The organism is Allobosea sp. P4_H5 (assembly GCF_056400825.1).
Map to the genome: position 1 here is coordinate 22,636 of NZ_JBFUKM010000026.1, position 8,191 is coordinate 30,826.

Here is an 8,191-nt window from a genome sequence, read left to right on the forward strand (position 1 = left end):
CTCCGTGGCGCTATAAGTCCTCATGACAGAGCATGAAGCGCGAGACGCTGGGGCAGGGCGGGTAGAATGCTGGAAGTTGCGATAGTCGGGGGCGGTCCCGGCGGGCTGATGACGGCCTGGCAGGTCCGCAAGAAGATGCAGGGGCTGTGCCGGGTGACGCTGTTCGAGGCGTCCGAGCGGCTCGGCGGCAAGATCGTCTCGCGCCGCTTCGACAGCGCGCCGGCGCTCTACGAGGCGGGGGTTGCCGAGATCTACGGCTATTCCCAGCTCGGCCATGATCCGCTGCGCGAGATGATCGAGGGCTTCGGCTTCCAGACCATCCCGATGGATTCGCAGGCTCTCCACCTCGACGGCAAGCTGGTCGACGGCGTCGAGGGCATGCGCCGGCGCTATGGCGATGCGACCGCCGACGCCATCCTGGCGTTCCGGGCGCGCTGCGCCGAATTGATGTCGCAACAGGCCTATTACGAGGGAGCCGGCAAGCACGACAACAACCATCCCTGGATGTTTATGAGCGCCGACGAGGTGCTGGAGCAGGAGGTGGCGGATCCGGTCGCCCGGCGCTTCTTCCGGGCGATGGCGCGCTCCGACGTGGCGTCCGAAGGCCACCTCAGCAACGGCCTCAACGCGCTGAAGAACTATCTGATGGATGTCGACGGCTATATCGACGTCTACTCGATCCAGAACGGCAATGAGCAGCTGGTCGAGGGCCTGAGCGCCAATCTCGACGCCGAGGTCTTCCTGAACCATCGCGTTCTTCGCGTCGGCAAGGCGGACGGTGGCCGCTACCGGCTCGACATGATGAACGGCAAGGGGCCGGAGACGCGCGAATTCGACTTCGTGCTGATGTGCCTGCCGCACAACTGGCTCGGCACCATCGATTTCGGCGAAGGCCGGCTGCGCCAGGGCATGAGCCGCCATCTCGCCCATTTCGACCGGCCGGCGCATTACCTGCGCGTCGCCGCGCTGTTCGACAAGCCATTCTGGGAGGGCCAGATCGAGGGCGCTTGGTTCATGTCGGAGAGCTTCGGCGGCTGCTGCATCTATATCGAGGGCGCCCGGCACGATGTCGGCCGCCACGGCGTGCTCAACTGGCTGATCGCCGGCATCGACGCGTTGTCCTATGCCAATCTCGACGACGAGGCGCTGACCAAGGCGGCGCTGAAATCGCTGCCGACCTCGCTGGGCGATCCCTTCCCGCATCTGATCGAGGCGAAGGTGCATCGCTGGATGGCCTCGGTGAACGCGATCCCGGGCGGCGTTCCGGTGCGCGACGTGGTGACGAACCACATGCCGGAGCCGAAGGAGCATGACGGGCTGATCGTCGTCGGGGACTACCTGTTCGACTCGACGCTGAACGGCGTGCTCGATTCCGCCGACATCGCCAGCGACCTGATGCTGGGCAAGGTGATGCGCCAGCGCTATGCGACGGGGCTCGCCAGGAGCGCCGGGGAGGTGAGCGGCATCGTCGTGCCCGAGCCGTCGCTGCGCATCGACCGCGGCTATTTCGACGCCTATCGCGGGGCCGGCCCCTATGGCGAGGTCTGGCGTCGCTTCAGCGATCCCGCCTATATCTGCGACCTGATCGACATGGTCTGGCAGCCGAAGCCCGGCTTCAAGCTGCTGGTCGCGGGTTCCGCTTCGGGCGAGCTCGTCGGCGCCTTGCGCGAGCTCGGCATCGATGCCTGGGGTATCGAGAACAACCGCTACATCCATGGCCGCACGCCGGCGCATCTTGCGCAGTACAATCTGTTCGGCACGGTCGCGGACCTGCCCTTCGAGGACGGCTCCTTCGACATCGTCTATGAGAGCTGCCTTGCTCATCTCGGTACACGCGGCGTCAAGGATGCGCTTGGCGAGTTGCACCGGGTGGCGAAGCGCGGCGTCTATTTCGGCTCGGTGACGGCTGACCTCACCTCAGAGGTCTGCGACATGTACGACCTGCTGCGCGGCGTGAAGAAGCTCGCGACCTGGTGGGAGTGGTCGGAGCTGTTCTTCGACGAGGATTTCGACATGGCGATCCAGAGCCAGGAGATGCTCGACGCGCTCTGGGAGCGCACGCTCGCCGCCGACAAGGGGCCCGGCCGCTGGTACGAGGATGCGGAAAGCCTGCGCTACTGCTTCTTCAACCGCATCGCGCCCGATAGCGCCTGAGCCAATCCGATCCGAGAGGGAGCGGCGGGCGCTGGTCCAGCCCCGCCGGTGATCAGTGAGCGACGACGAGGTCAAGCCGGGCACGGGCGAGAATAGTGCCGTGCCCGATCCGGCGACGAAGGCCACCGGCGCGGCGAAGCGGCCGGCGTCACGTCCGCCCGAGGAGCCGAAGCGGCGCGCGCTGCAGTCCGGCGCGGCGGAGGTGGATGATGACGAGGACGAAGCCGACGAGGATGATGAAGAGGAGGACGACGAGGACGATGACGGTCCGGTCGCCTACACCGCCGGCGAAGCCGCGGGCGCGCTGAAGGGCGTCCTCTCCTTTACCTGGCCGCATCTCGGGCCGCACCGGCTCGGCATCGCGCTGGTCGGGCTCGGCCTCCTGGTCGAGATGGCCTTCAACGTGCTGATGCCGCTCTCGCTCAAATACCTCCTGGACGAGGTGTTCGAGGACAAGGATCGCAGCGAGCTGATCTTCATCCTCAGCGTCCTCGGCATCGCCGGCATCATCACCTCGGTCGTGGCGATCTGGTACGAATGGATCGATGCGAAGGTGACGGCGGCGATCACCACCGATGTGCGCCGCTCGCTGTTCGAGCATATCCAGAAGCTGCCGCTGAGCTTCTATGAACGGCATCGCCGCGGCGAGATCCTGTCGCGCTTCTCCAACGACATGACCACCTATGAAGAGTCGGTCATCCATTTCGCCAATTGGGGCGCGCTGCCGCTGCTCGAGCTGCTGGCCGGCATCGCCCTGCTGATCTACCTCAACACCGAGCTCGGCCTGCTGGCACTGCTGATCATCCCGATCGCCTTGATCGGGCCGCGGCTGCTCACGCCGAAGGCGGTCGCCGCCAGCTACGGGGTCAAGCGGGCGCAGGCGGGCGAGCTCGGCGTCGTCCAGGAGAATATCGGCGCGCAGCCGGTGGTGAAGGCTTTCGGCCTCGTGCGCATCTCGCAACTCTGGTTCGGCCAGCGCAACAGCGCGCTGCGGGCGGCGCAGAGCCGCTCGACCTTCCTCAACACCATGGTCGAGCGCTCGATCACCATCGTGGTGCTCTGGCTGCACCTGATCGTGCTGGCGATCGGCGCCTATCTCACCTTCAACGACGTGATCACGGTGGGCACCTTCGTCGCCTTCGAGGCGGTGTTCTGGGAGATCACCTACAATCTCAACCACCTGACCCAGTACATCCCGGTGGTGATCGACGCGTCCGGCGCGGTCAGGCACATGCACGACATCCTCGACGAGCCGATCCGGGTCTCCGACCGGCCGAACGCGATCGAGTGCCCGCGCATCGCGCACGAGATCGGCTTCCAGGGCGTGCGCTTCTCCTATGGCGGGGAGGACGCCCAGATCGACGGGCTCGACCTTGCCATCCCTGCCGGCTCGCGCGTCGCCATCGTGGGGCCGAGCGGGGCGGGCAAGAGCACGCTGCTCAGCCTGCTGCTGCGCTTCCATGACCCACAGCGCGGCAAGGTGACGATCGACGGCGTCGATATCGCCAGCGTCACCCGCGACTCGCTGCGGGCCCAGATGGCGGTGGTGTTCCAGGACAATGTCCTATTCAACACCTCGCTGCGTGAGAACATCCGCCTCGGCTCATTGGAGGCGTCTGACGCCGAGGTCGAGGCCGCCGCGAAGAAGGCCGAGATCCATAAGTTCATCACCAGCCTGCCGGGCGGCTACGACACCATGGTCGGCGAGCGCGGCGAGACCCTGTCGGGCGGGCAGCGTCAGCGTATCGCCATTGCCCGCGCCTTGCTGCGCGACCCGGCGATCCTGCTCCTCGACGAGGCGACCTCGGCGCTCGACCAGACCACCGAGGCCGCGATCAACCGCACGCTGAAGAAGATCGGCCGTGGCCGCAGCCTGCTGTTCGTGACGCACCGGCTGACCTCTGTCGCGGACATGGACGAGATCATCGTGATGGACGCCGGCCGAGTCGTGCAGCGCGGCGACCATGCGACCTTGATGCGCAAGCGCTCCGGTCTCTATCGCAAGCTCTGGAACGACCAGATGCGGGCGAGTGTGGAAGATGACGACGATTGAGGCTAAATTCGGGGGCGAAAGCCGGGTCCGATCAGGTTGGAACAACCTGATCGGTGAATCCGTCTCTCATTTCCAGCCTGGAGACCGTTCTGCCGATCGGCTTGCAGAGCAAGCTGATTGGAACCGGCTCCGAGGGTGAAATCCGGGGTTGACGCGAATCTATAGCTGAGTCATAAGCGCCCCACTATCGACGGCTGTCGGACACGTTTGTCGCTTGCCTTTGTTGCGAGCGAGGTTCGCGACCGAAACTCCGTCGGAATTCCAGCGTCTAACGACGACATGGCAGGACGCATGAACGCGGGCAAGTTCCGTGTTCCTCTGCATCGCGAACGCGCCTGAGGCCCCGGAAATGGGCGCCGATGGCGCGGCTGCGTTTGGTCATGGCTCTGCGGCGCCGGAATGGACATCGAATTCATCAAGCGCTCAGGGGAGCGAGAGGCCTTAAATGCCGACAATCAGCCAGCTGATCCGCAAGCCGCGCTCGCCGGTCAAGGCGCGCAACACCGCGCCGGCACTCGAGAATTGCCCGCAGAAGCGCGGCGTCTGCACGCGCGTCTATACGACGACTCCGAAGAAGCCGAACTCGGCGCTGCGTAAGGTCGCCAAGGTGCGCCTGACCAACGGCTTCGAGGTCATCGGCTACATTCCGGGTGAGGGTCACAACCTTCAGGAGCACTCGGTCGTCATGATCCGCGGCGGCCGCGTCAAGGATCTTCCCGGCGTGCGCTACCACATCCTGCGCGGCGTGCTCGACACGCAGGGCGTCAAGAACCGCAAGCAGCGCCGTTCGAAGTACGGCGCCAAGCGTCCGAAGTAATTTTCCTGCCCGATCGGCGGGGCAAGATGCCCCAGCCGGTTCGCAGCTTTTGAGATTTGACCGGAGACTAGACGATGTCCCGCCGCCACAGTGCCGAAAAGCGCGAGATCATCCCGGACGCCAAGTTCGGCGACGTGATCGTGACCAAGTTCATGAACTCGGTCATGTACGAGGGCAAGAAGTCGACTGCCGAAGGCATCGTCTACGGCGCCTTCGAGATCATCGAAGGCAAGCTGAAGAGCGATCCGCTCGCCGTCTTCAAGACTGCGCTCGAGAACGTCGCCCCGGCGATCGAGGTCCGTTCCCGCCGCGTCGGCGGCGCGACCTATCAGGTCCCGGTCGAGGTTCGCACCGAGCGCCGCCAGGCTCTCGCCATCCGCTGGCTGATCGCCGCCGCCCGCGGCCGCAACGACCGCACCATGGTCGAGCGCCTCTCGGCTGAGCTGATGGACGCTGCCAACAACCGTGGCAACGCCGTCAAGAAGCGCGAAGACACGCACCGGATGGCGGAAGCCAACCGCGCCTTCTCGCACTACCGCTGGTAATTCGTCCGTTCGGACCCGGAAAGACAGAGCATCTCCATGCCCCGTTCTCATCCCATCGATCGCTATCGTAACTTCGGCATCATGGCTCACATTGATGCCGGCAAGACGACGACGACCGAGCGCATCCTGTTCTACACCGGCAAGAGCCATAAGATCGGCGAAGTCCATGACGGCGCCGCCACCATGGACTGGATGACGCAGGAGCAGGAGCGTGGCATCACGATCACCTCCGCCGCGACGACCTGCCTGTGGCAGGACCACCGCCTGAACATCATCGACACCCCTGGCCACGTCGACTTCACCATTGAGGTCGAGCGTTCGCTGCGCGTGCTCGATGGCGCCGTCTGCGTGCTCGACGGCAACCAGGGCGTCGAGCCCCAGACCGAGACCGTCTGGCGCCAGGCCGACAAGTACGACGTTCCGCGCGTCGTCTTCGTCAACAAGATGGACAAGATCGGCGCCGATTTCTATCGCTGCGTCCAGGACATCATCGACCGCGTCGCCGGCAAGCCCGTCTGCCTGCAGCTTCCGATCGGTTCGGAGTCGAATTTCGCCGGCGTCATCGACCTCATCAAGATGAAGGCGATCGTCTGGAACGGCGAGGCGCTCGGCGCTTCGTTCGAAGAGCAGGAGATCCCGGCCGATCTCGCCGACAAGGCTGTCGAGTATCGCTCGAAGCTGGTCGAAGCCGCCGTCGAGATGGACGATGCGGCGATGGAAGCCTATCTCGACGGGACCGAGCCTGATGCTGCCACGCTGCGCCGCCTGGTGCGGACCGCCGTGCAGCGCCGCGCCTTCCACCCGGTTCTTTGCGGCTCGGCCTTCAAGAACAAGGGCGTGCAGCCGCTGCTCGACGCCGTCGTCGACTTCCTGCCGTCGCCGGTCGATCGCGGCGACATCAAGGGCATCGACTTCAAGACCGAAGAAGAGACCGTTCGTCACCCGACGGACGAGGATCCCTTCGCCATGCTCGCCTTCAAGATCATGGACGACCCCTTCGTCGGCACCATCACCTTCTGCCGCGTCTATTCCGGCAAGGTCGAGACCGGCCAGGGCGTCATCAACTCGACGCGCGACAAGAAAGAGCGTGTCGGCCGCATGCTGCTGATGCACGCGAACAACCGCGAGGACATCAAGGAGGCTTTCGCCGGCGACATCGTCGCCCTGGCTGGCCTCAAGGACGTCCGCACCGGCGACACGCTGTGCGATCCGGCCCACGCCGTGATCCTCGAGCGCATGGAGTTCCCCGAGCCGGTCATCACGATCGCGATCGAGCCGAAGTCCAAGGCCGACCAGGAGAAGCTGGGCCTCGCCCTGTCGAAGCTCGCGAACGAGGATCCGTCCTTCCGCGTCTCGACCGACCAGGAGAGCGGCCAGACCATTCTCAAGGGCATGGGCGAGCTGCATCTCGACATCAAGGTCGACATCCTGCGCCGGACCTACAAGGTCGATGCCAATATCGGCGCGCCGCAGGTTGCGTATCGCGAGACGCTGACCAAGAAGGCCGAGATCGACTACACCCACAAGAAGCAGACCGGCGGTACGGGCCAGTTCGCCCGCGTCAAGCTCGTCATCGAGCCGAACGAGACCGGCAAGGGCTTCGAGTTCGAGTCGAAGGTCGTCGGCGGCTCGGTGCCGAAGGAGTACATCCCCGGCGTCGAGAAGGGCCTCAACTCGGTCATCGGCTCCGGCGTGCTCGCCGGCTTCCCGGTGGTCGACGTCAAGGTCACGCTGATCGACGGCGCCTTCCACGAAGTCGACTCCTCGGCTCTGGCCTTCGAAATCGCCTCTCGCGCTGCTCTGCGTGAAGGCCTGCAGAAGGGCGGCTCGGTCCTGCTCGAGCCGATCATGAAGGTCGAGGTGGTGACGCCTGAAGACTATACCGGCTCGGTCATCGGTGACCTGAACTCCCGGCGCGGCCAGATCCAGGGCCAGGACATGCGCGGTAACGCGGTCGTCGTGAATGCGATGGTCCCGCTCGCCAACATGTTCGGCTATGTGAACCAGCTGCGCTCGTTCAGCCAGGGCCGCGCCAACTACACGATGCAGTTCGACCATTACGAGCAGGTGCCGTCCGCGGTGGCTGCTGAGGTTCAGGCCAAATACGCCTGATCGAACAACGCATTACACGGAACACTTGAGAAGATCTGACGGAGGCTGACATGGCCAAAGAGAAGTTTGCTCGGACGAAGCCGCACTGCAACATTGGAACGATTGGTCACGTCGACCATGGCAAGACGTCGTTGACGGCTGCGATCACGAAGGTTCTGGCTGAGTCTGGCGGCGCGTCGTTCACGGCGTATGACCAGATCGACAAGGCGCCGGAAGAGAAGGCGCGCGGCATCACGATCTCGACGGCTCACGTCGAGTACGAGACGCCGGCCCGTCACTATGCGCATGTCGACTGCCCCGGGCACGCCGACTATGTGAAGAACATGATCACGGGCGCGGCGCAGATGGACGGCGCGATCCTGGTGGTGTCGGCTGCCGACGGCCCGATGCCGCAGACCCGCGAGCACATCCTGCTGGCGCGCCAGGTCGGCGTTCCCGCGCTGGTGGTGTTCATGAACAAGGTCGATCTCGTCGACGACGCCGAGCTGCTCGAGCTGGTCGAGATGGAGA

At 64.8% G+C, this 8,191-nt stretch carries 6 protein-coding genes; all 6 read left to right on the plus strand.

The window, feature by feature from the left end:
* Positions 1 to 66: 66 nt before the first annotated feature.
* Positions 67 to 2,154, plus strand: a complete 2,088-nt coding sequence (locus tag AC1DS0_RS30465; protein WP_476817939.1) for an FAD-dependent oxidoreductase — start codon at positions 67 to 69, stop codon at positions 2,152 to 2,154.
* A 55-nt stretch (positions 2,155 to 2,209) separates the two neighbouring features.
* Positions 2,210 to 4,207 (plus strand): ABC transporter ATP-binding protein, encoded by a 1,998-nt coding sequence (locus AC1DS0_RS30470; protein WP_476817940.1) that lies wholly within the window; start codon positions 2,210 to 2,212, stop codon positions 4,205 to 4,207.
* A gap of 445 nt (positions 4,208 to 4,652) precedes the next feature.
* The gene (rpsL, locus tag AC1DS0_RS30475; RefSeq protein WP_057189964.1) at positions 4,653 to 5,024 is read left to right on the plus strand and encodes a 30S ribosomal protein S12; all 372 of its coding nucleotides are present in this window, start codon (positions 4,653 to 4,655) and stop codon (positions 5,022 to 5,024) included.
* Between the two features lie 74 nt (positions 5,025 to 5,098).
* On the plus strand, positions 5,099 to 5,569 hold the full coding sequence (rpsG, locus tag AC1DS0_RS30480; RefSeq protein WP_091843752.1) for a 30S ribosomal protein S7: 471 nt from the start codon (positions 5,099 to 5,101) through the stop codon (positions 5,567 to 5,569).
* 36 nt (positions 5,570 to 5,605) lie between these two features.
* Positions 5,606 to 7,681: an elongation factor G gene (fusA, locus tag AC1DS0_RS30485; RefSeq protein ID WP_476817941.1), complete on the plus strand. Its 2,076-nt coding sequence runs from the start codon at positions 5,606 to 5,608 to the stop codon at positions 7,679 to 7,681.
* Positions 7,682 to 7,731: 50 nt separating this feature from the next.
* Positions 7,732 to 8,191, plus strand: a 460-nt coding sequence (locus AC1DS0_RS30490) for a GTP-binding protein (RefSeq protein WP_476817942.1), incomplete at its 3' end; no start/stop codon positions are given.